Raw genomic sequence first — 20,990 nt, forward strand, 5'->3', positions numbered from 1 at the left:
GAAAAGCGATGGCAAAAAATAGCGGGAGTGGAAGGCGGAAAAGCTGCCCAAATAATATTAATTAGTTTTAAAAAGCGTTAAAATTGAAGATTAATCTGATGAAAATAAAATATTTGTAACCTTTTTCGGTTTCTGATCGTATAATATAATGCAACCTAAAGAATGAGGTTTTTATATGAGACAATTAAAAATTACAAAACAGGTTACCAACAGGGAAACCGCATCACTAGACAAGTATCTGCAAGAAATCGGAAAAGTGGAATTGATCACGGCCGATGAAGAGGTAGATTTAGCACAAAGAATCCGCGCTGGCGACAGAGCTGCGTTGGAGAAATTGATCAAAGCTAACTTACGTTTCGTGGTTTCCGTTTCCAAGCAGTATCAGAATCAGGGACTTTCTCTTCCCGATCTGATCAACGAAGGAAATCTTGGTCTAATGAAAGCGGCGAAAAGATATGATGAGACGAGAGGTTTCAAATTTATCTCCTACGCTGTTTGGTGGATTCGTCAGTCGATTTTGCAGGCTTTGGCCGAGCAGTCGAGAATTGTGAGATTGCCATTGAATAAGATTGGTTCTATCAACAAGATCAACAAAGCTTATGCTCACCTGGAGCAAGAGAACGAAAGACCACCTTCTCCGGAAGAGTTGGCAGAAGTTCTTGATATGAGCGAGGAAGACATCAAGGAATCTATGAAAAACAGTGGTCGTCACCTATCGATGGATGCGCCACTTGTGGAAGGTGAAGATTCTAACCTTTATGACGTTTTGCGTTCGGGAGAATCGCCTAGTCCAGATAAGGATCTGATGTTGGAATCTCTACAGATCGAAATCGAAAGAGCACTTCAAACTTTGACGCCGAGAGAGGCTGACTTGGTAAGATTGTATTTCGGATTGAACGGAAAACACCCAATGACGCTTGAAGAAATTGGTGAAACTTTTGACCTTACGAGAGAAAGAGTTCGCCAGATCAAAGAAAAAGCAATCAAAAGATTGAAACACAACACAAGAAGTAAGATTTTGAAATCTTACCTTGGAAAATAAAATTCATTTTTCGGAATGAAATTGAAGCAAGACTTTTTGGTCTTGCTTTTTTGTATTTTTGATTTTGATCTAATAACAATGAAACATAATTTTCTGATTTTAATTTTCTTAACTATCTCTTATTTAGTTTTCTCTCAAAATTTAATCGTCCATTATAAAATTGGAGGTTATCAATTTGGAGAAAGTGGGGAGTACGAAAAAGAAGAAACTGTAAGTGTTTATCCAGAAAAACAGAATTTTAGAATGGATTTTATTCAATTAAAAAGATCTTGGATTTATAATGAATTGACTAAAAAAAACGATTCTTCAAAAACTGATACTCTAGAATTAAAATCAATAAAAATCAGAAAAAGTAAAATAGAAAATCTAATTTCAGAATTAAACAAGCAACGTAATAATTTTAATTATGATTTTATAAAACAAAACATAAAACTATCAATATCAAAAAAAGAAATTATTAGAATTACTAATAAAAAAGATTTATTTTATCTAATTGGAGACGAAAAGACAAAAAGATCAGATGAGTTTGATCGAAAAAATTAGACAATTAAAACAATTGAAAGATTTTGATCAATATATTAAATATCTAATACCTAAATTAAATTTGGATATGATTTGGATTGATGCTTGGAATTTTGCAATTATTGAAAATGGAGATAAAAAATATAAATTAGATTTTAATAATGATTTAGGTCAACCAATAAATAACTCTACAAAACCATTTATAAATTTAGATATTAATGTTAAATTAAAAGATATTCTTCCTAAGAATTCGCTTCTAAGAAAGGAAATTGAACTTGAATCTTTATTTGAAGAGTATGTTGTTTGGTACTTAAAAAAGTGAAAAAATGAGCATCTCAATCATCGGTGGCGGAATTGGCGGTTTGACTTTGGGAAATGTTCTGAAGCAACACAACATCGATTTCAAAATCTACGAAAGTGCACCGGAAATAAAACCCGTCGGAGCTGGAATCGCAATGGCAGGAAATGCAATGAAGATCTTTGACAAACTCGGTTTGAAAGAGAAAATCGAAAATGCAGGAACGAAAATGCACGCTTTAATTATTACTGATGAAAAGCTGAAAACCATTTCAAAAACCGACGTTCTGAAGCTTGAAAGCAAATACAAGGTTTGCAATATCGCGATTCATAGAGCTGAACTTCAAAAAGTTTTAAGTGAAAATATTTCAGAACATATCATTCTTAATAAACGTCTTTCGACCATTGAGAAGAAAGAAAATTATCATTTGACTTTTGAAGACAAAACAGAAATCGAAAGTGAAATTGTCTTTGGAGCCGATGGCGTGAAATCGTTGGTCCGAAATCAAATTCTTAAATTTGGACAAATCCGAGAAGCGAAACAAAAATGCTGGCGCGGAATTCTGAAGACCGAAATTCCAGAAAAATATAGTCACGATGCCTACGAAATGTGGGGAAAAGGAAAACGTTTCGGCTTTGTGAAAATCAAGGAAAATACTTTGTATTGGTATGCTTTGGTGAACGAGAAATTCTATTCTGAGAATATTGATCTATTGGAAACCTTTAAAGAATTTCATTCTGATGTTTTGGAAATGATCTCTAAAACTTCGAAAGAAAATATTATTCTTAATGACATCTTCGACCTAAAACCAATGGAAAAATGGTCTGCGGAAAATCTTTGTTTGATTGGAGACGCAGCACACGCCACAACACCTAATATGGGACAAGGTGGTTGCCAAGCAGTCGAGGATGCGTACATCATCGGAAAACTCTTGGAAACTGAAAAAGACTGGAACAAGATCTTTAATCAATTTGAAAAAATTAGAAGATCAAAAGTGAATCACATTGTAAAAACCAGTTGGACGCTTGGGAAAGTGGCGCAATGGGAAAACTTTACAGGACTTCGGAATTTTGTTTTTAGAAATATGCCGGAAAGTGTAAATCAGAAGCAGATGGAGAAGATTTTGAAATTGGAATTGTAGTTTTTATTGGTCTTCGAGAGCCTCAGACTGACAACTAATCTTCTTTTTTCAGACTTTCAATCAAACCTTCCAACTCTTTGATCTTGTCTTTCAGGTTTTTGATGTCGTTTTTGTTGTTGGAAACTTTGCTCTTCAGCATTACCGTTCTGGCGCGTTCGCTGTGGTCGTCCTCGTCATCGTCCTCGTTGATTTCTTCCACATCTTCCTGGATCTCATCAATATCTTCTTGGATTTCTTCTACATCTTCCTGGATTTCCTCGATGTCTTCCTGGATTTCATCAATATCTTCCTGGATCTCATTAACATCTTCCTTCAAATCCTCGATATGTTCTGTACTTTTATTGACTGACATCTGAATGAAAATCGCCAAATAAATCGCTTCCAACGACACAACCGTGGTGAGAACCAACAACATATGTTCAAATTCTACAATATTGAAAATCGGTAATGCAAAACAGACGATGAAGAAAATCGTATGGAAAACCAATGACTGAATAGAACCTACCCACCAAATGATCCCATTGGCAATCTTCTCTAAAATGGTCAGTTTTTCCTGAGTTTCTTCTGTGATTTTCATTGATAAATTTTGATAAAAGTAAGGATTAAAAAAGCGATTTGCAACAAGACATTAATTAATGACATCGCTCAGCGCCGCATCGAGATTGTTGTACTGGAATTTAAAACCAGCATTTTCAATCTTGTTTGATGAAATTCTACTGCCTTCTAAAGCCAAGACGGACATTTCGCCTAAAACTGTTTTGATGATGAATTTTGGAATATTGGGTAACCAAAGTTTCTTATCAAGATGGGAAGCAATCTTTTTGGTAAGTTCCCTATTATTGATAAAATCTGGTGCAGATGCGTTGTAAGCTCCATTCATCGAAACATCTTCTACCGCTTTGACATAAATATTGACCAGATCATCGATATGGATCCACGGGAAATATTGGTCGCCAGTTCCTAATGCAGCTCCGACATTCAGTTCGATTGGTTTTTTCAAGACTCCCAATGCGCCTCCTTTTTCTGATAAAACAGTAGATGTTCTGACACATACTACTCTACTTCCAAGTTCTTGAAACTGGAAAGCTTTCTCTTCCCAATCTTTGCAGACATTTCCCAGAAAGTCATTGGCAGGTTGGTCATTTTCGGTGAAAATCTGTTGCGACGTTGTTTGTCCATAGATTCCGACGGCTGATGAGGAAATTACCGCTTCTGGGTAAATCTTTCGTTTTTGCATCTCATCAAATATGAACTGAGCAGAATCGACACGACTTTTGTAAACTTCCTCTTTATAAGCCCTTGTCCAACGTTTGCTGATTGACGCGCCAGCAAGATGAATGAAAATGTACGTGTTATCTAGCGCACCTTCTTCCAGGAATTTCTTTTCATAATTCCATTCATAGGATCTGAAGTCAGAATTGTGAGGTTTGGAACGGACGAGAATCTCTACTTGATAACCTCTTTCGAATAATTTTCTTGCAAGTTTTTTGCCTACAAGTCCTGTTGCGCCACTGATGAGAATCTTTTTCATGAAGGAATTTCCTATTTGGAATCAAAAACGAGTCCAAGTAAAGTCAATCCCACCTTTAGTTTTTGAGAACTGACAATAAACATCTGGAATATGAAAAAAGATTTAAAGAAGTTTTATTCTATCGTCAGCAATCTCGATGATTTTATCTTTGTACAGACTTCCAATGGCTTTTTTAAAGTTCTTTTTGCTCATTTGAAGTTCATCTTTGATTTCGTCTGGCGAGGATTTATCAGAAAGATAAAGCAATCCGTAATTGTCATTCAGCTTATCAAGAATAGCCTGTTTGAACTCATCCACATTTTCGAAACCTTGTGGCTGAAGAGTGACATCTATCTTCCCATCCTCACGAATGGTTTTGATGTAACCGGATTCTTCGGAAAGTGGATATAATTTTTTGAAAACATCGGATTCGTAAACCAATCCGATAAATTGTTTGTTAATAACGACATTCCAACCCAATTCGGATTCATTCATCATAATCAAATCGACCTTATCGCCAACTCTCAGTGGCAAATCTTCATACTGAGGATTACGTTTGAACTTGGTAGTTCCTGTTGTTAAACCTGTTGCTTCGTCTTCGTAAACATAGACGATGTAGCGTTTCCCTTCTATGATTTTAGATTTCTGTTGTTTGTATGGGATGAAAAGATCTTTGATGATTCCCCAATCCATAAAAGCACCTGTTGGTAAACTTTGTACGCAAGTCATAACAGCAAACTCTCCTACTTCGGCATTTGCTTTTTCGGTAGTTGCCTTTAAGTTACCATCGTCCTGATAAACGAAAACTTCTACTTCGCTCCCAATTTCCCAGGATTCATCTGCAAAAACTTTTTGGATGAATGCTTTTTCGCCAAGTTCATCTTTTAGGATATAACCAGAAGAAATTTGTTCTGCGATTGTGAGAGTTTGGGTTTGACCAGGTTTCATAGAGTTGAATTTGACGCAAAAATAGAGAAACTTTTCTTAATCTAATTTTTTACGGAAAATTTCGTCACCAAAACATATTTTCAACATCACTAAAATGATGGTCGCTAATTTTACTACTATTAAATTTCTAATTTTAGACATAATAATTACCTGATTTTATAAACTGCAATATCTGCAGAAACGTTCCCTAATAAACTTAGACTAATTCCTCCACTGACTACTCCAAAATTAAGTTTATCGCCTTTCTTAAGATTATAAATATGATTGATAGCAGCCTGTGATACTGACACGTTGGCCAGTGCTAACAAATTAAGTCCTCCAAAAAGCTGATAATCCAAAACGGTTGAAACATTATCAGTATTAGTCTTGCCAATCACTGCGGCAGGCGTATTATTGGACAATAACTGTGCAGTCAACCCTTGCCCGAATCTTAATGAATAATTGATCGCATAGAGCCCGGTATCCGAAACGATATACTGGTCACCAGCAATAAACTCTGATCCAATCTCCGTCACCATTGTGCTGAGACGTATTGTACTAAATTCTGAATCCAGCACATTGACTCCTAATGAAAGCAATGATACGCCCGATCTTCCTCTTGCTGCGAAAGCACTAGGATCACTAAACATCTTCTTCCAAACACCTTTTGACAAATCCGGACGTGTATAGTCTGCGTCATAAATATAGTAGCCTGGGCTGGTGATGTTTTCTGTCTTCGGACTCGTGCTGCTTACAGGATTTGTAATCTGCACAAATGCGCCATGCTGTGCTTTCCCGTACAGATTGTCTTTCAACTTGAGCGAGTCTGCTGTGATTCTTGGCGGAATAATTCCCTCTGCAACGTGTGACAAAGCCGACTTATGAACTTCGAAAGTTGACAATGGTTTGGAGGTATTGATTCCTACTTGAGCCTTGGTATTAATGAATATCAATGCAAAAAAAGTGATGCAAATAATTTTCATAGTCTTAGTTTTAATGGTTGCAATAATGGTCTATAGAAATAAGTATTTCTTTTTCATAGAATTGCATTTAACTATAAAAATTAATTATAATCAAATGGTATAGCTTAGTTTTTATATAACCTCAATCCATTAGTTATGAATTGAGGTTGTTTATAATGAAATAGGATGAATGTTAAATACTTATATTTCCTACCAACCTGTTCTGTCTTTTGGTGGATCTGTCTCTTCTCTTGCAGCCACTTTCACAGTTGCAGAATCTGCGCTTACAGGATTGTTTGATACTCTAGATTCTACTTTGTTTTGAACTTGGATTGTAGATTCGGCTTGTGAGGTTACATCATCATCTTGTCTACAAGAAACAAAATTAAGAGATACTACTGCGATTGCTAAGATTGAAAAGATTTTTTTCATTATGATATAATTTTTTAATTTCTAAAATTGATTGAACAAAAGTTTAATTCTGTTTTTATTCTGTGACGAAATTAGATTGTAATTTTGACCCACGAAAACTTTTGTGGTCATTATTGGGAAATTATGACGTCCTAATTCGTAAATTAAGACAGATGTAAAAAATTGAAAATCAATGTATTGATTAAATTATTAGAAATTTTGCAATCATAATCTTTTTCTGTTAAATAGTTGTCAGATATATTTAGCTTTTGCGTATTTTTGCAGATACAAATGATAAGGTTTTAAAAATTTCTCATGAAAGATTATTTCATTGTCATATTATTCTTAATTTCTGGTTTTGCTTTTTCGAAAGACAAGGATCCGAAATCCTATGACTTTTTGCGGACAAAATATGAAGCTTTTGATGAAGGCGACAGTCGTGCATTTTTATATTTGAAACCATACATCAAAAAGGCAAAAAGTGAGAACAAACAGGATCAATTGTTCCAGGCTTATAAAGATGCCGTCTTCTACACAAAATCCGTAAGTGGCAAACTGCAATATGCAGATAGCTGTATAGACGCTGCGTATAAGACCAAGAATGATGATATGATCTCATCATCTTACGTTCTACGTGGAAGTGTCTATTACACCAAGCTCAAAAAGTTCAAACCTGCGCTAGATGAGTATCTAATGGCCTACAAGTACTCCAAAAACTCCAGTGATCTATATTTAAAAAGCAAAATATCTTATCACTTAGGTGTAGTAAAAAATTATCTTGGCTACAGCGAGGAAGCATTGGAATTATTTAAAAACTGTATCCGGTTTTTTGAAAAAGAAGCCAACATTCCAACTGCTGACAATGAGAACAGAATCTACAATAATCAAAAAGGTTATCTCAACAGTATTCATCAGATGATTGTCTGCTACAGACATCTGAAAGATGCAAAAAAGGCAGATTCATTGACTGACATTGGATTACTTAAAACATTTAATAATAAAGACTTTGTACAGGAGAGAAGTTATTTCCTGAAATCAAAAGGCATATCGGAGTACAACAATAATAAGTACAAGGCCGCGATAGATAATCTGGATCAATCTCTAAGCCTAATGAAAGATGATTTCGCCTGGAGTTCAATTGATTACTTCTACAAAGGCAAAAGTTATTTAGCGCTTAACAAAGAAGAATTGGCCATTTCCAATTTCAAAAAAATAGACTCTATTTTTAATAAACAAGAATTCATCCTACCTGAATTAAGGGAAAATTATGAAATTCTTATCAATCATTATAAAAAACAAAAGGACTCAGAGAAACAGCTTTATTACACCACGCAACTCCTCAAAGCAGACAGCATCATCTCTAGAGATTTTGCATATCTTTCTCTGAAAGTTCACCGGGAATATGATACCAACACGCTGATTGAAGAAAAAGGAAGACTGGAAACTGCGAACACTTGGGGCGTATTTTTGATACTTAGCCTGGTGACCACTGCAGGAATCCTTACTTATGTTTTAGTAAAAAGACATAAAAATGATAAGAGTACACTGGACAAATATCTTGCTCTTCAGGAAAAACTGAGTACCAAAAATTATGTAAGCAGTGACAATTCTAACGCCTACACGCCAGTTGCAATGCAGGAAAACAGTGAGGATAAAAAGACACATATCACAGAAGCTGTAAAACAGGATTTGCTGCAAAAGCTGAGAAAATTTGAGGATAAGAAACAGTTCACCCAGAAAGGACTTACCATTCAGAAATTATCTGTCCAATTTGAAACCAATTCCAACTATCTCTCTCACGTTATCAATGAGCAAAAGGGAATGAACTTCAACAGATACCTTGGTGATCTGAGAATCCGATACATCACACGTTTGCTTTTCGAAAAGAATATCTATCTTAATTATACAATCGACAGTCTTGCGAAAGAATGTGGAATCGCATCCAGGCAGAATTTTTCGGATCTGTTTTTTGAGATCAATGGCATCAGACCAACAGATTTCATCAGAAAGCGAAAAAAGGAGTTGGACAGTCTTAACTACTCCTCTTCTTCCATCAGCAACATTCGTGGATTGTTTTCCGAAAATTAAACGGTAAGTTTATTCTAAGAATGCAGCTACATTTACAGTTTGCTGCTCTCCGGAAGTAAGATTTTTAATGGTAACATTCCCCTCTTTTATTTCCTGCTCGCCCAGAAAAACTAAATTCTCGATACCTTTTTTCTCTGCGTAAGTGAATTGTTTTTTAAGTTTGGAAGGGTCCGGATACAGTTCTGCGGAAATATTCTTCGCTCTTAATTTTGAAATTAGCTTCATCGCTTCGATTGATTCTGCTTCACCGTAATTTGCGAAAAGGTATTTGACTTTCACATCAGAATCTTCAGGGAAAATTCCCAATTCCTCCATCACGAGATAGATTCTGTCCAATCCAAAAGAGATCCCAATCCCGGGAACATCCTTCACACCAAAAACCTCTGTCAGATTATCGTAACGTCCTCCACCACCGATGGATCCCATTGCAACATCCTTCGCTTTTACTTCGAAAATGGCACCTGTGTAATAATCCAAACCTCTTGCAAGTGTGATATCGAAAACCAAATCTTGGGAATTAATTCCAAGTTCTAAAGCATTTTTGATCACGAATTCCAATTCTTCTACGCCTTTCGAGCCAGTTTCGTTGCCTTGGAATCTTTCTTTTAGATTTGATAAATTTTCCAGTGCATTATTGGTTTGATTGAATAGAAAATCCAGTTTGGAAATGGCTTCTTCAGAGATTCCTTTTTCCAGCATTTCTTTCGTCACGCCATCTTTCCCGATTTTATCAAGTTTATCTAGCGCAACAGTGAAATCAATTAGTTGATCGGCAATTCCTGCATACTCTGCAATTCCCGAAAGAATTTTTCTATTATTAATATGAACTGAAACGGATAAATTCAAATTGTTAAAAGATTTGAAATATAATTGTAGTAACTCTACTTCCTGCCAAAGACTCGTACTTCCGACCACGTCTGCATCACATTGATAAAACTCTCGGAATCTCCCTTTCTGAGGACGATCTGCACGCCAAACCGGCTGGATCTGATAACGTTTGTAAGGAAAAGCCAATTGTCCCTGATTCATTGCAACAAATCTTGCAAAAGGAACTGTAAGGTCATAACGAAGAGCTTTTTCAGAAATCTGAGAGATTAATTTTTGAGAATTCTTATTTCCCCAATCTTCATCATTTGTTTTTGAAGCGTAGTCACCGGAATTCAAAATTTTGAAAATAAGTCTATCCCCTTCTTCGCCGTATTTTCCCGTCAAAGTGGAAAGGTTTTCGAAACTAGGCGTTTCCAAAGGCTGGAACCCAAATAGTTCAAAATTATTTTGAAGAATATTGATGATGTATTTTCTTCTGGAAACTTCTTTTGCGGTAAAATCTCTAGTTCCTTTTGCTAAGCTTGGCTTCATTATATAATAGATAAATGATGATTGATTAATGATAAATCGCTGCAAAAATAAGAATTATAAGCGGAATAAGAATTTTAAAAATTTCATCTTTCATATCGTTACTTATTCAAAAACATCAACAATTAAAATTTTGTTAAAACATACAACATTCAAAGTCGTGAAAACTTTAATAATTAACTTTGTTAAAAATCAAAAAATGTCGAAGAAAAACAGAAAACAAGAAGAATTCTACAATGTCATCACCCACGGTTTAGGTGTGGTTTTGTCTGTTGTCGCTTTGATTTTGATGATTTATTATTCAGTCATCAGCGAGAATACGATCGCAATTGCTTCTTCTTTAATTTTCGGAATCAGTTTAATCCTACTTTATTCTGCATCAACGATTTACCACGCCGTTTACAGATTGAAATGGAAAAAGATTTGCCAAAAAATAGATCATCTCAGCATCTATGTTCTGATTGCCGGAACTTACACGCCGGTGGCATTATTGGGATTGAAAGGCGCTTGGGGCTGGAGTATGTTTGGTTTGATCTGGGGAATGGCTCTGATCGGATTTATTTTCAAATTCTCACCGCTGAGAAACAATGAGAAGATATCGCTTTCGCTTTATGCTTTAATGGGTTGGGCTTCGATTATCGCGATCAAACCGATGATTGAGAATCTCTCCACCGGCGCATTAACATTGATCATTCTTGGCGGATTGTGTTACACATTCGGGATTTATTTTTATGCTAAAGACAGAAAACCGTTTTACCATCCGATTTGGCACCTATTCGTTTTGGGTGGAAGCATTCTCCACTTTTGCGCCATTTTCTTTTTTATTCTTCCCTGATTGATTTGCATTAATGTAAAATCTGTAAAAATTAACGCATTAAATTATCGATAATAAATTATATTTTTTTGAAACTTTAACAATACCAATTCAATTGTTAAATCCACAAAACAGTAATTTACAACAACTTAAATACAATTCAAAATCTCCATCAATAAAAGAAACTGAATCAATTGCGGTTCTGAAATCCTTATTGTAAATTTGTAAAAATCAAAAATTAAAATTTATGTCTAAAGCCATTTCTCAAGTGCCTTTTGCACAAAACGAACCCGTAAATTCTTATGTACCAGGTTCCGACGAGGTAAAAAGCCTTATTTCTACTTATAAAAAAATGTGGAAAGAAAAAACCGAAATCCCAATGGTAATCGGTGGAAAAGATATCAAAACAGACAAAAAAATAAAACTGAGCTCGCCTCAGGATCATCACCACGATTTCGGATTCTACTATGAAGGCGATATCTCACACGTTGACAGCGCGATAGAAACGGCGTTAGCTGCTAAAAGCAAGTGGAATGCCTTAGGTTGGGAACACAGAGCCGCCATCTTCTTGAAAGCCGCTGACCTTTTGGCCGGACCTTACAGAGATGTGATCAACGCAGCGACGATGATCGGACAGTCCAAAAACGTTCATCAAGCAGAGATTGACGCCGCTTGCGAATTCATAGATTTCTTGCGTTTCAATGTTGAGTTTATGACGGATCTTTATTCTGAGCAACCAGTTTCTGACGCTGGAATTTGGAATCGCGTGGAGTACAGACCTTTGGAAGGTTTCTGTTTTGCGGTGACGCCTTTCAACTTTACAGCGATTGCAGGAAACTTGCCAGCTTGTATGGCGATGATGGGAAATGTGGTGGTTTGGAAACCATCTGACAAACAGATCTATTCTGCAAAAGTCATTATGGACGTTTTGAAGGAAGCTGGACTTCCAGACGGTGTTATCAATATGATCTTCACAGACGGAAAAGAAACGGCTGAGAAAGTTTTGGCTCATCCAGAATTTGCAGGTCTTCATTTCACAGGTTCTACAAAGGTTTTCCAAGGAATGTGGAAGATGATCGGCAACAATATCCACAACTACAGATCTTACCCGAGAATCGTTGGAGAAACTGGCGGAAAAGACTTCGTGATGGTTCACCCATCTGCGAATATCGAGGCCGTTGCAACTGGTTTAGTAAGAGGTGCTTTCGAATATCAAGGTCAAAAATGTTCCGCAGCATCCAGAGCCTATGTTCCAAAATCCCTTTGGAATGAAGTAAAAGCAGTGATGGAATCTCAAATCAAATCCATCAAAATCGGTTCTCCAGAAGATCCATCAAACTTTGTGAATGCCGTGATCGACAAAAATTCTTTCGAAAAATGCAAAGGCTATATCGACAGAGCTGAAGCAGCAAACGACGCAACAGTTGTAATTGGTGGAAAATACGATGACAAAAAAGGCTGGTTCGTGCATCCAACAGTTATCGAAACCATCAATCCTTACTACGAAAGTATTGTGGAGGAGATCTTCGGACCAATCCTGACTGTCTTTGTTTATGAAGATGAAAACTGGGCAGACACTTTGAAATTGGTTGACACTTCGACGCAATATTCTTTGACAGGTTCTATTTTCGCACAAGACAGATATGCGATCGACGAGGCTTACAAAGCTTTGGAAAACGCTTCCGGAAACTTCTACATCAACGACAAACCTACGGGTGCAGTGGTTGGACAGCAACCTTTCGGCGGGTCTAGAGCATCTGGAACCAATGACAAAGCAGGTTCTAAGATGAACTTGACGCGTTGGGTTTCTGTAAGAAGCATCAAGGAAACTTTTGTCTCTCCAAAAGATTACAAATATCCATATTTAGGCTAAAAGCCTGAAGTCAGAGGTCAGATGACGGAAGATTTCAATCCGAAAAAAACTTCGTGTTGAAAACTGCCGGCATCTGACTTTTCTCTTTTATAAAAAATTAGGAGCTGTTTCCCGCTATCCGCTACTACTCCTCGCGCCAAGGCTTTTCCCTAGGCTTGCTGTGGGGTAACCGCTACTATCGGGGCTATAGGTTTCCACATATACCCAACTTCGGTCTTCGGACATCCGACTTCCGACAATATTCTAACAGATGAAAAAAGCATTAATAATAGTTGACGTTCAAAATGATTTCTGCGAAGGTGGCACATTGGCGGTTCCGGAAGCGAATACTATCATTCCGTACATCAATGGCCTGATGGAAGACAATCAATACGAAGAGATCATTCTGACGCAAGATTGGCATCCGGCAAATCATAAAAGCTTCGCCTCCAACAACGGAAAAAATGTTGGCGAAACGATCACATTGAACGGCGGTGCACAATTTATGTGGCCAGACCATTGTATTCAAGGAACTTTCGGGGCTGAGTTTCACAAGGACTTGAACCGTGAGAAAGTGACGCACATCATCCAAAAAGGGAAAAACATAGAAATCGACAGCTACAGTGGTTTTCAGGACAACAATCATTTTGTGAAAACAGGATTGGAAGATTATCTGAAATATCACGACATTCAACTGGTCGAGATTGTTGGTTTGGCTTTGGATTATTGCGTGAAGTTTACCGCGATTGACGCTTTCAATGCAGGTTTTATCACTTGTCTCCACTTCAACGGAACAAAAGCGGTGAATGTAAAACCAGATAGTGCGAAGAATACGATATATGATTTGGCTGAGAAAGGAATTACTATTTTAGCTTAATGGAAAAAGTAATCTTTCGGAAAAGCATCAACAAATCTATTATTGAAGAAGTAGCATCTATCTTAGAAAGAGAGAGTATTGATTTTCAATTGATTGACAATGAGAAATACTTCGACGCAACTTTCGTTACGGATCCTAGTAAGATTGAATATCAACTTCTCATTCAAAAAGATGATTTTGAAAATGCAGAGAAACTGATAACAAAATATTACTCGGAAAATCTTGTGATTCCTGAAGATTATTATCTCAAAGAATTCAGTGATGAGGAATTGACAGAAATCATCCACAAAAAAGATGAATGGAATGAATTCGATTATGAAGTTGCAAAAAGCTTGTTAAAAGACAGAGGAATTGTCATTTCAGAAACTGATATTGAAAGAATCAATTCTGAAAGACTAGAAAAACTGAAAACCAATTACGAAAAACCGAATGAAGTTAAAAACTTGATTGTTTTGGGTTATATTTTTTCGGTCATTGGATTTTTCGCTTCGTTTGTGATGACCTTTTGTCTATTTATTAGTTACGGTGTGAGTCTTGTCATTTTAAAACTCAAAAAGCAGCTACCGAACGGAGAAAGAGTTTATTACTTCAATGAACGAGACAGAAAACACGGCCGAAGAATATTGGTCTTAAGTCTCATCTTTACGGTTTTCTGGTTTATATTTTTCTTGTTCAAAAATAATTAAGGCTGGAATTTCCAGTCTTTTTTTATGGATTAAATTTCCTTTTAATCCTGGTTTTATGTCTGGAATAATGCGTTTGGTGGCTGTCTTTATCAATGGACATCACGCTGATATTGCCATCAACTTCCAAAATTGCCAGCTTCACTTCAGAAACCGCTTCGATGCCGTGTTCGTGGATGGATTCTTCCAATTCGTCTTCCGAAATTTGGACTTTCTTCAAAACATCAGTGAAGACCTTTCCGTCCTTGACCAAAATATATGGATGGTCTTCTATCAATTCTTTCACAAACTTGCTTTTGAAGATAAATTTCTTGACAATGAAATTTGCAACAAACAAAACCAAGGCTGCCACAATTCCGCCAATCAACGTATTATTAGGACCAACCATCGCATTCTGAACAGCGTTGCTTATCAACAACAATAAAATCACATCGCCAGCATTGAGTTGTGACAATTGATTCTTACCGAAAATCCTTACGGCGATGACCATAAAAAAGTACACGGCAAGCGAACGAAGAACGATATCAAGAATTGGATCCAAGGTGAAAAATTATTAAATAAAGATAGAAAATAAGTTGAATAAGATTTCAAAAGAAAGTTCATTATCTTTGGGTTAGAAATATATAATATAATTATGATCAAGAAATTATTAGTAGCATTAAGCTTTATCGCCGTATCAATGATGTTTGCCCAAAAAAACAATGACCAACAAGCTGTTTCCGAAGCCTCAGAAAAATTGAGACTCGCAATGATCAGCGGTGACAAAACCGTCTTAGAATCTTTGATTCTACCGGAATTAACCTACGGACATTCCGGCGGTCACATTGACGATGCGAAAGAATTTGTAGAAAAATTAGCGAGCAAAAAGTCTAATTTCCTCAACATTGATATTACAAACCAAAACATCCAGATCGTTGACAAAACAGCAATCCTCCGTCATCATTTGTTCGCAAACACCGAAGACCTTGGAAAGGCACCTGCAGTTGTGAATCTGGATATTTTATATGTTTGGTCTAAGACTAAAAGTGGTTGGAAATTGTTGGCTAGACAGGCTGTGAAGGCGGAGAAGAAATAAGATAAATGAAATCAATTACAAATTATCTAAATAAGATTATAAACTATGATTGGGATAAGTTCAATCAAATAAAAGATATGTTTAAACAAGCAAAAAAATGGAATAATCTTTTAGATGAATTTGACCAAATTTTAGTTGAAAATTCTTATTTTGTATTGGAAAACACTGATAAAATCATAGAAGAAATAAGACTTTACGAATCTAATTTTCAGTCACTAAACATTAAAGGAAAGTTACATATCGTTGTTGAGAGATTTAGAATTACAGGAAATCTGATTGATAAACTCAATAATTTTAAATTTCAAAATATAATGACGGAAGGTTCTTGTAATTGTTTAATAAGAAAAAAGCTTAATTTAACACCTAAACCAGAAACTATAAAACAAATAAGAACCGATTTTGATGGATATTATTATTCAAGAGTTTATAGATGTAATGAATGTAAAGAAATATGGATTTTAGAAGAATTGGACGATGGAACTGCGAGATGGCAGCATTAACAAAAAATCCGCCTCACAGCGGATTTTCCTATTTCGATTTTCTTCTCTTCAATTCTTTATCAATCAGTCCCAATTCCCGTCCGGTTTGTCCGGCAACAGACGTATTTTCCTGCGCTCGTCTTGTAAGATACGGAACAACATCTTTCACAGGACCGTAAGGCAGATATTTGGCAACGTTGTAATGTTTGTCCGCCAAGTAATAAGTAATGTTATCACTCATCCCGTAAAGCTGGCCAAAATAGATGTGCGGATTGTTGTGCTCCAGATTGTTGGTCTGCATTTTATCCATCACCAACTCGGAGGATTTCTCGTTGTGTGTTCCGAAAAACGCTGAAACTTTATCGAGATTCGCCATCACAAAATCAATTCCCGCGTTGTAATTATCATCGGAAGCTTGTTTGTTGGGTTGGATTGGGTCTGGGTAGTTTTGCTCCTCGGCGCGTTTTCTTTCCTTCTCCATATAAGCGCCACGAACTATCTTATAACCAATGAAATAGCCTTTTTCTTTAGCTCTTTCAAGATGTGCGTTCATATATTCCAAACGACCGGTTCTGTACATTTGAATGGTGTTCCAAACGATGGGTTTTTCCTGATTGTACTTTTCCATCATTTCCTCACAAAGTTGGTCGGCCGCGTCTTGCATCCAGGATTCTTCGGCGTCCACCATTACTTTTTTGTTGTTCTCGAAACAGAGTTTGCAAACTTCGTCGAAACGCGTCACTACTCTATTCCATTCTTCTTTTTGGCTGGTCGTAAGTTCTTTGCCCTTTCCAACTTCTTCATAAATATCAATTCTTCCAAAAGCCGTCGGTTTGAAGACGATAAATGGAATCGCCGGATTTCCAACAGAAAATCTGATGATATCTTTGATTTCCTTGCAAACCGCATCAAAAACTTCCTCTTCTTCTTTTCCTTCAATCGAGTAATCAAAAATGCTTCCAACCCCACGTTTGAACATCTGTTTAACCACAGACATACTTTCCTCGCGGGTCTCGCCACCACAAAACTGCTCGAACAAAGTTTGCTTCACGATGCCGTCCACAAACGGAAAATTGTTCTTAACAGTAAAATTAAGCAGTGAAACGCCAATATTCGTCAATGCAGGCTGTTCGATGGCCTTGAACATCCAATACGCTTTTCTCAGCTGAGCATCCGTTTTATCGGCAAATGCGAGCTTTGTATCATTGAAAATACTCATATCAAGAATTTGTCCCAAAAGTAAATATTATTTCGATTTCAAAATGAATTTTTAGCCGAAATTTTATCATTAATTTAAAATTAATTGATCAGAAAATCAATATCTCAACATAATTCTAAATCCATCAAACGAACGATAATTTTTGAGTCTAATTTTTATTAATTATTAAAAATAAAACCCTTTCGAAGTTTGAACTTGAAGGGTTATATTTTATAGAAACGTTGATTTATATTGAATCTGCAGCCCGACTTGAGCGGAAATCCTTTTTTGCGTAAACTAAAGTTCTATTTGGACTGAAATCGTCTGCAAAAAAGATTGGGAGCGGAAGGCGGAAATAGCTGCCCAAACAAAATCAACTATTTTAATATCAATGCAAGAAATGTCTCATTCCCGTAAACAACATTGGGATTTGATGCTCATTCGCCGCTTCAATAGAATCATTGTCTCTCATACTTCCACCTGGCTGAATAATCGCCTTGATGCCTTCCTGCGCGCAGAAATCCACCACATCTCGGAAAGGGAAAAATGCATCCGATGCCAAAACCAACTCACCGTCGAATTTCTCTTTGGCTCTTTCAATCGCTTGTTGTGTTGCCCAAATTCTGTTTACCTGTCCTCCACCAATCCCGATGGCTTGAACGCCGTTTGAAACCACGATTGCGTTGGACTTTACATATTTCACCACCCTTTGAGAGAACAGTAATGCTTTTCTTTGTTCGTCCGTTGGAGCGCTTTCTGTCACTAATTTAATATCTTCTGAGAATTGGTCGTCGGCACTTTGAACCAACATTCCGCCATCAATTTTCACCCAAGCTTGTTTGTCTGTCACCTGGTTTTTGATTTTGATAATTCTCAGGTTTTTCTTTTTTCTGAGGATTTCCAAAGCATCTTCATCAAAGTCTGTAGCCATCACGATTTCGAGGAACGTTTTGTTCAATTCCTCAGCCGTTGCCGCATCAACTTTATAATTCATTCCGATGATACCGCCGAAGATGGAAACTGGGTCGCATTCGAATGTTTTGGTGTAAGTTTCCAAAGCTGTAGCTCCGACCGCAACACCACAAGGCGTCGAGTGTTTTACGGCACAACAAGCCAATTCATCCTTGAACTCATTCACTACTTTCCAACACAAATCCATATCTCTCAAATTATTGAAAGACAATTCTTTGCCTCCCAAAATCTCAAAATCTTTCATTGCGCCATTTTCGAAAGTCGAAGTGTAATAAGCTGCGGATTGATGCGGATTTTCGCCGTAACGCAGGTCTGAAATCTTTTTGTAGGAAGCATTCAGATAAGTTGGATATTCTTCATCTAAAAGCATTCTGGAAATCGCGGCGTCATAAGCAGATGTCAGATTGAACACTTTTCCAGCCAATTTCTTTCTGGTTTCGATGGTCGAATCACCATTTTCTGACATTTCATTTTTGATGATTTCGTAATCGTTCACGTCTGTCAAAACCACAACAGAATTAAAATTCTTGGCTGCAGAACGCAACATAGAAGGCCCGCCAATATCGATGAATTCTACTTTTTCGTCAAGAGAAATTTCTTTGTTCACGTTCTCGAAAAACGGATAAAGATTCACGATGACCATATCAATCAGTCCGATTTCGTACTCCTGAACGGTTTTCATATGTTCCTCATTGGAACGAACCGCCAACAATCCGCCGTGAACTTTCGGGTGCAGGGTCTTCACTCTGCCGTCCAGCATTTCCGGGAAATCTGTGACTTCATCGATTTGAATTGGATTCAATCCGGCGTCTTTCAAATGTTTGAATGTTCCGCCAGTGGAAATCAATTCGTAGTTCTGTTCTTCGAGAAATCTTGCGAAATCCACCAAACCGCTTTTATCAGATACGCTGATAAGTGCTCTCTTTTTACTCATACCTTCTCTTTCAAATTTTACTTTTTACAGTTTTATCCAAACTGTGATTTACCGGTTCTTTCACCTCCGGATTTACTTTTTATTACTTAGATTTTTATATTTATTTAAATAAAGTTATTTCTAAATTAAATATTGTAAACAATTATATGATAAATATTTACAATGTTTTTACTAATTTTTACTTTAAATAATTAATATCATTTATTCAAAACCATATCAATGGCTTTAGGAAAAATATCGTATTCGACAAGATGAACTTTTTCAGCTACCTTTTCAGCAGTGTCATTTTCATCAATCTCAAATTTTCCTTGCAGAATCACTTCTCCTTCATCGATTCCCGAGGTCACATAATGAACGCTTGCACCACTTTCTTTTTCGCCAGCTTCAATGACCGCATTGTGAACGTGATGTCCCCACATTCCTTTGCCACCAAATTTTGGCAGTAATGCTGGATGAATATTTATGATTTTCCCTTCCCATTTTTCACAGAATTCAGGTTTTAAAATAGATAGAAAGCCTGCCAGAACAATCAAATCTGTATTCTCAGGAACGGCTTGTTCAAGATTCTCAGCGAAGTCTTTTCCGCGTTTGATTAATTCATTCGGGATTTGATGTTTCTGCGCTCTTTCAAGTCCGTAGCACTCTCTGTCCGCAATGACCTGGATGATTCTTGCATTTCGGATTTCTCCGCTATCAATGCAGTCGATAATCCTTTGAAGATTGGTTCCTGAACCTGAAATTAAAATGGTGATGTTTTTCATTTATAAATGTAACAATGTATCAGTTTAATAATTTAACAATTGAACAAATTGGTAAACTGGTACATTATTAAATTGCTAGATTGATAATTTTATTTTCTCGCTTCCTTCCGTAATTTCGCCCATTACATAAGCGTCTTCCAAAAGGTCAAGGATTTTATCAACGTGATTTTCGTCGGTCACAAGAACCATTCCAACGCCCATATTGAACGTTCCGAACATCTCTTCTCTTGCGATGTTGCCACGTTTTTCCAATTCCCGCATCACGGTCGGAATTTGGATTTTTGAAGCATCGATGGTTGCGCAAAGTCCTTCCGGGATGATTCTTGGGACATTCTCGTACAATCCGCCTCCTGTGATGTGCGCGATGCCGTAAAGTGGTGCTTCTTCCAACACTTTGTGAATGTCTTGATAATATAATCTTGTCGGCACCAAAAGCGTTTCGTACAAAGGTTTTCCTTCAAATTGCTCTTCAAAATCCGGGAATATTTTTCTCACCAATGAAAATCCATTGGAATGAAATCCAGAACTTGGAATCACAATTATTTTGTTTCCTGCTCTGATTTTGGAACCGTCGATAATCTGGTCTTTTTCTACAATGCCGACGCAGAATCCAGCAACGTCGTAATCGCCTGGCTGATACATTCCGGGCATCTCGGCAGTTTCGCCACCAATCAATGCGCAGTTGTTGTCTTTACAAGCTTTTACCATTCCCAGAACGATTTCTGCTGCAATCTCGGAATCAAGTTTTCCACAAGCTAGATAATCAAGGAAAAACAAGGGTTTTGCACCGTGGCAAAGAATGTCGTTTGCACACATTGCGAAACAGTCGATGCCGATTGAAGCATATTGTTTGGTGTCCAAAGCGATTTTCAGCTTGGTTCCAACACCATCGGTTCCAGAAACCAACACGGGATTTTTGTAGCCAGCAATCTCATAGAAAGCACCAAAGCTTCCAAGATTGTTAAGAACGTTTTTGTTATGGGTTTCGGCAACGGCAGATTTGATTTTATCTACGGTTTTGTAGCCTTCTTCTTTATCGACTCCGGCGGATTTATAGGTATTGCTCATTTTTAGATTTTTAATTTCAT

At 36.9% G+C, this 20,990-nt stretch carries 22 protein-coding genes; 11 read left to right on the plus strand and 11 right to left on the minus strand.

All coding sequences use genetic code 11. The annotated features are described in order from the left end of the window. The first annotated feature begins 175 nt into the window (after positions 1–175). The 4 genes from PQ459_12840 to PQ459_12855 are packed head-to-tail and all read left to right on the plus strand — an operon-like array spanning position 176 to position 3,003. A complete protein-coding gene (locus PQ459_12840) occupies positions 176–1,042 on the plus strand; it encodes an RNA polymerase sigma factor RpoD/SigA (GenBank protein ID WDF45782.1) in 867 nt (288 codons plus the stop codon). A 15-nt stretch (positions 1,043–1,057) separates the two neighbouring features. Next, on the plus strand, positions 1,058–1,585 hold the full coding sequence (locus PQ459_12845) for a hypothetical protein (GenBank protein ID WDF45783.1): 528 nt from the start codon (positions 1,058–1,060) through the stop codon (positions 1,583–1,585). Beyond that, positions 1,563–1,886 carry a hypothetical protein gene (locus PQ459_12850; protein ID WDF45784.1) on the plus strand — a complete coding sequence of 108 codons (324 nt, stop codon included), beginning with the start codon at positions 1,563–1,565 and terminating at the stop codon, positions 1,884–1,886. Before PQ459_12845 ends, PQ459_12850 begins: the two co-directional genes overlap by 23 nt. Before the next feature lie 4 nt (positions 1,887–1,890). Then, positions 1,891–3,003: an FAD-dependent monooxygenase gene (locus PQ459_12855; GenBank protein ID WDF45785.1), complete on the plus strand. Its 1,113-nt coding sequence runs from the start codon at positions 1,891–1,893 to the stop codon at positions 3,001–3,003. Positions 3,004–3,037: 34 nt separating this feature from the next. Here the strand turns inward: PQ459_12855 and PQ459_12860 are convergent, their stop codons facing one another. From PQ459_12860 to PQ459_12880, 5 genes are all read right to left on the minus strand, one after another. Beyond that, positions 3,038–3,580: a DUF1003 domain-containing protein gene (locus tag PQ459_12860; protein WDF45786.1), complete on the minus strand. Its 543-nt coding sequence runs from the start codon at positions 3,578–3,580 to the stop codon at positions 3,038–3,040. Between the two features lie 51 nt (positions 3,581–3,631). Beyond that, a complete protein-coding gene (locus tag PQ459_12865) occupies positions 3,632–4,534 on the minus strand; it encodes a TIGR01777 family oxidoreductase (GenBank protein ID WDF45787.1) in 903 nt (300 codons plus the stop codon). A gap of 102 nt (positions 4,535–4,636) precedes the next feature. Continuing rightward, entirely contained in the window at positions 4,637–5,461 is an 825-nt protein-coding gene (locus PQ459_12870) for a S1-like domain-containing RNA-binding protein (protein ID WDF45788.1), read from the minus strand. A gap of 146 nt (positions 5,462–5,607) precedes the next feature. Then, positions 5,608–6,423 (minus strand): hypothetical protein, encoded by an 816-nt coding sequence (locus PQ459_12875; GenBank protein ID WDF45789.1) that lies wholly within the window; start codon positions 6,421–6,423, stop codon positions 5,608–5,610. 189 nt (positions 6,424–6,612) lie between these two features. Beyond that, positions 6,613–6,834, minus strand: coding sequence for a hypothetical protein (locus PQ459_12880; protein WDF45790.1), 222 nt, complete (start codon positions 6,832–6,834; stop codon positions 6,613–6,615). 294 nt (positions 6,835–7,128) lie between these two features. Between PQ459_12880 and PQ459_12885 the strand changes: the two genes are divergently transcribed. Beyond that, positions 7,129–8,901, plus strand: coding sequence for an AraC family transcriptional regulator (locus PQ459_12885; protein ID WDF45791.1), 1,773 nt, complete (start codon positions 7,129–7,131; stop codon positions 8,899–8,901). A 9-nt stretch (positions 8,902–8,910) separates the two neighbouring features. Here PQ459_12885 and hisS read toward each other — a convergent pair whose 3' ends face one another. Further along, entirely contained in the window at positions 8,911–10,260 is a 1,350-nt protein-coding gene (hisS, locus tag PQ459_12890) for a histidine--tRNA ligase (protein WDF45792.1), read from the minus strand. A 196-nt stretch (positions 10,261–10,456) separates the two neighbouring features. Between hisS and PQ459_12895 the strand changes: the two genes are divergently transcribed. The 4 genes from PQ459_12895 to PQ459_12910 all read left to right on the plus strand — a co-directional run bounded on the left by PQ459_12895 (position 10,457) and on the right by PQ459_12910 (position 14,486). Continuing rightward, on the plus strand, positions 10,457–11,092 hold the full coding sequence (locus PQ459_12895) for a hemolysin III family protein (protein WDF45793.1): 636 nt from the start codon (positions 10,457–10,459) through the stop codon (positions 11,090–11,092). 226 nt (positions 11,093–11,318) lie between these two features. After that, positions 11,319–12,944 carry an L-glutamate gamma-semialdehyde dehydrogenase gene (gene pruA / locus PQ459_12900; protein WDF45794.1) on the plus strand — a complete coding sequence of 542 codons (1,626 nt, stop codon included), beginning with the start codon at positions 11,319–11,321 and terminating at the stop codon, positions 12,942–12,944. Between the two features lie 250 nt (positions 12,945–13,194). Continuing rightward, on the plus strand, positions 13,195–13,800 hold the full coding sequence (gene pncA / locus PQ459_12905; protein WDF45795.1) for a bifunctional nicotinamidase/pyrazinamidase: 606 nt from the start codon (positions 13,195–13,197) through the stop codon (positions 13,798–13,800). After that, complete coding sequence (locus tag PQ459_12910) at positions 13,800–14,486, plus strand: hypothetical protein (protein ID WDF45796.1); 687 nt, start codon at positions 13,800–13,802, stop codon at positions 14,484–14,486. Before pncA ends, PQ459_12910 begins: the two co-directional genes overlap by 1 nt. 22 nt (positions 14,487–14,508) lie before the next feature. Here the strand turns inward: PQ459_12910 and PQ459_12915 are convergent, their stop codons facing one another. After that, a complete protein-coding gene (locus PQ459_12915) occupies positions 14,509–15,024 on the minus strand; it encodes a DUF421 domain-containing protein (protein ID WDF45797.1) in 516 nt (171 codons plus the stop codon). A 93-nt stretch (positions 15,025–15,117) separates the two neighbouring features. On the opposite strand from PQ459_12915, the gene PQ459_12920 reads away from it, so the two are divergent. After that, entirely contained in the window at positions 15,118–15,558 is a 441-nt protein-coding gene (locus tag PQ459_12920) for a nuclear transport factor 2 family protein (protein WDF45798.1), read from the plus strand. 5 nt (positions 15,559–15,563) lie between these two features. Further along, on the plus strand, positions 15,564–16,058 hold the full coding sequence (locus PQ459_12925; GenBank protein WDF45799.1) for a hypothetical protein: 495 nt from the start codon (positions 15,564–15,566) through the stop codon (positions 16,056–16,058). 28 nt (positions 16,059–16,086) lie between these two features. Here PQ459_12925 and PQ459_12930 read toward each other — a convergent pair whose 3' ends face one another. From PQ459_12930 to purM, 4 genes are all read right to left on the minus strand, one after another. Beyond that, a complete protein-coding gene (locus PQ459_12930) occupies positions 16,087–17,256 on the minus strand; it encodes a proline dehydrogenase family protein (GenBank protein WDF45800.1) in 1,170 nt (389 codons plus the stop codon). Positions 17,257–17,623: 367 nt separating this feature from the next. Continuing rightward, positions 17,624–19,141, minus strand: a complete 1,518-nt coding sequence (purH, locus tag PQ459_12935) for a bifunctional phosphoribosylaminoimidazolecarboxamide formyltransferase/IMP cyclohydrolase (GenBank protein ID WDF45801.1) — start codon at positions 19,139–19,141, stop codon at positions 17,624–17,626. 197 nt (positions 19,142–19,338) lie between these two features. Further along, on the minus strand, positions 19,339–19,902 hold the full coding sequence (gene purN / locus PQ459_12940) for a phosphoribosylglycinamide formyltransferase (protein WDF45802.1): 564 nt from the start codon (positions 19,900–19,902) through the stop codon (positions 19,339–19,341). A gap of 75 nt (positions 19,903–19,977) precedes the next feature. Beyond that, complete coding sequence (gene purM / locus PQ459_12945) at positions 19,978–20,970, minus strand: phosphoribosylformylglycinamidine cyclo-ligase (GenBank protein ID WDF45803.1); 993 nt, start codon at positions 20,968–20,970, stop codon at positions 19,978–19,980. Positions 20,971–20,990 lie beyond the last annotated feature (20 nt).

The organism is Chryseobacterium sp. KACC 21268 (assembly GCA_028736075.1).
GTDB lineage: Bacteria > Bacteroidota > Bacteroidia > Flavobacteriales > Weeksellaceae > Epilithonimonas.

Bases quoted from the DNA above. Each gene is read 5' to 3' on its own strand.
- PQ459_12840 (WDF45782.1), top strand. From the start codon at position 176: ATGAGACAATTAAAAATTACAAAACAGGTTACCAACAGGGAAACCGCA.
- PQ459_12845 (WDF45783.1), top strand. From the start codon at position 1,058: ATGAAATTGAAGCAAGACTTTTTGGTCTTGCTTTTTTGTATTTTTGAT.
- PQ459_12850 (WDF45784.1), top strand. From the start codon at position 1,563: ATGAGTTTGATCGAAAAAATTAGACAATTAAAACAATTGAAAGATTTT.
- PQ459_12855 (WDF45785.1), top strand. From the start codon at position 1,891: ATGAGCATCTCAATCATCGGTGGCGGAATTGGCGGTTTGACTTTGGGA.
- PQ459_12860 (WDF45786.1), bottom strand. From the start codon at position 3,580: ATGAAAATCACAGAAGAAACTCAGGAAAAACTGACCATTTTAGAGAAG.
- PQ459_12865 (WDF45787.1), bottom strand. From the start codon at position 4,534: ATGAAAAAGATTCTCATCAGTGGCGCAACAGGACTTGTAGGCAAAAAA.
- PQ459_12870 (WDF45788.1), bottom strand. From the start codon at position 5,461: ATGAAACCTGGTCAAACCCAAACTCTCACAATCGCAGAACAAATTTCT.
- PQ459_12875 (WDF45789.1), bottom strand. From the start codon at position 6,423: ATGAAAATTATTTGCATCACTTTTTTTGCATTGATATTCATTAATACC.
- PQ459_12880 (WDF45790.1), bottom strand. From the start codon at position 6,834: ATGAAAAAAATCTTTTCAATCTTAGCAATCGCAGTAGTATCTCTTAAT.
- PQ459_12885 (WDF45791.1), top strand. From the start codon at position 7,129: ATGAAAGATTATTTCATTGTCATATTATTCTTAATTTCTGGTTTTGCT.
- hisS (WDF45792.1), bottom strand. From the start codon at position 10,260: ATGAAGCCAAGCTTAGCAAAAGGAACTAGAGATTTTACCGCAAAAGAA.
- PQ459_12895 (WDF45793.1), top strand. From the start codon at position 10,457: ATGTCGAAGAAAAACAGAAAACAAGAAGAATTCTACAATGTCATCACC.
- pruA (WDF45794.1), top strand. From the start codon at position 11,319: ATGTCTAAAGCCATTTCTCAAGTGCCTTTTGCACAAAACGAACCCGTA.
- pncA (WDF45795.1), top strand. From the start codon at position 13,195: ATGAAAAAAGCATTAATAATAGTTGACGTTCAAAATGATTTCTGCGAA.
- PQ459_12910 (WDF45796.1), top strand. From the start codon at position 13,800: ATGGAAAAAGTAATCTTTCGGAAAAGCATCAACAAATCTATTATTGAA.
- PQ459_12920 (WDF45798.1), top strand. From the start codon at position 15,118: ATGATCAAGAAATTATTAGTAGCATTAAGCTTTATCGCCGTATCAATG.
- PQ459_12925 (WDF45799.1), top strand. From the start codon at position 15,564: ATGAAATCAATTACAAATTATCTAAATAAGATTATAAACTATGATTGG.
- PQ459_12930 (WDF45800.1), bottom strand. From the start codon at position 17,256: ATGAGTATTTTCAATGATACAAAGCTCGCATTTGCCGATAAAACGGAT.
- purH (WDF45801.1), bottom strand. From the start codon at position 19,141: ATGAGTAAAAAGAGAGCACTTATCAGCGTATCTGATAAAAGCGGTTTG.
- purN (WDF45802.1), bottom strand. From the start codon at position 19,902: ATGAAAAACATCACCATTTTAATTTCAGGTTCAGGAACCAATCTTCAA.
- purM (WDF45803.1), bottom strand. From the start codon at position 20,970: ATGAGCAATACCTATAAATCCGCCGGAGTCGATAAAGAAGAAGGCTAC.